The sequence below is a fragment of the Rosenbergiella australiborealis genome, from assembly GCF_018494035.1.
Lineage (GTDB): Bacteria > Pseudomonadota > Gammaproteobacteria > Enterobacterales > Enterobacteriaceae > Rosenbergiella > Rosenbergiella australiborealis.
In genome coordinates, this window is the sequence record NZ_JABBFO010000037.1 from 1 (window position 1) to 1131 (window position 1131).

Annotated in this window: 2 protein-coding genes; both read right to left on the reverse strand. The window is 35.4% G+C overall.

The window, feature by feature from the left end:
* Positions 1 to 101: 101 nt before the first annotated feature.
* Entirely contained in the window at positions 102 to 755 is a 654-nt protein-coding gene (locus HGT73_RS14580) for a hypothetical protein (protein ID WP_214215977.1), read from the reverse strand.
* On the reverse strand, positions 745 to 1131 hold a 387-nt coding region (locus tag HGT73_RS14585), incomplete at its 5' end, for an HNH/endonuclease VII fold putative polymorphic toxin (protein WP_244968600.1). The genes HGT73_RS14580 and HGT73_RS14585, both read right to left, overlap by 11 nt.

Below are 1131 nucleotides of genomic sequence, written 5' to 3' on the forward strand. Positions count from 1 at the left end.
TTTCATCTGGGGTTGCGCCTTGCTGAGCCATAGACATTGCTAATGAATAGGCTGACTGACCATAGTCCGCCATTCCCGATGGCAGGCTCAGCCAGTTATTCTCAACAATATAAAATTTTAGCTTTTTGGCGAATCTCATTTAAATTAGAATTATTACTAACAACGACTACTTCAGAACTTTTATAATCTTCATCACCAAGAAGAAAAAAAACCAATCCATTACATTCTAGGAAATACATAATTACGCCCTTACAATCACCTAGAGTCATAATATTTGACAGGCTTTTTTCATCAAAATTTTTTTTATTTAAATAAGCATAAAAGCTAATTTTTTTGTAAGAAAAACATGATATTATCTTTTTAAGATCGTGATCACTTGCTAAAGCATAACCGCTTAATTTTATTTTACCCCCTTCCCCTACCTCCGAAAAAAAATCATACTTATTTTTAAGCCAATCAAACCCATTTTTATCTGATGACTGTAATTTCCAAAATCCTTTATAACGATTCAACTTCGTATTTGGAATTAAGGTATCAAGTTCGCTATAGCAAATCATAGTGTACTGAGAGTGTTCCATATCAGATAAACTGATAATGTTTTGTATTAGTTCGTAAAATCCTTCTTCACGGTTAAGAAACAATGCCTCTAAACTGACAGAGGGATAATGTACATCACGAAGGAATTTAAAGTTGCATACATCATTTTCAATGCCAATATCATCAGTACTACGCATTTTAAAATTTTTAGTAATCATAATGATTTCCTTCTGCATCATTGAAGTGTGGGCCTCTATTTTGTGAATCGTTGTCACCAAAGAAATGCCCTTTAGCATCATCTCTAATTTTTATAGTTTCAGGCTTTCCTTGCTGGTTAATCACATCAAATTCATACACTTTTCCTGGTTGCTTATTCCCTCGACGGTCATAGTTTTCAGTTACTCTATCTGGCTGGCGAGACGTGGGTATTCCTGATTTCCTTTTAGCCTCATTGAAAGCTCCTGCTCTTGCTGAACCTTCAGGTGATAAATTTGCAGGTTTATCAAGGTAAGCCAAATCATCCTTACTTGGCCCATCCGGAAGCGGCGTTACTGTACTTGTTCCACCCGTACTTACTAAATCATCACTATTACC

Excerpts from the sequence above, each read along its gene's own strand:
- HGT73_RS14580 (WP_214215977.1), bottom strand. The coding sequence starts at position 755 with ATGATTACTAAAAATTTTAAAATGCGTAGTACTGATGATATTGGCATT.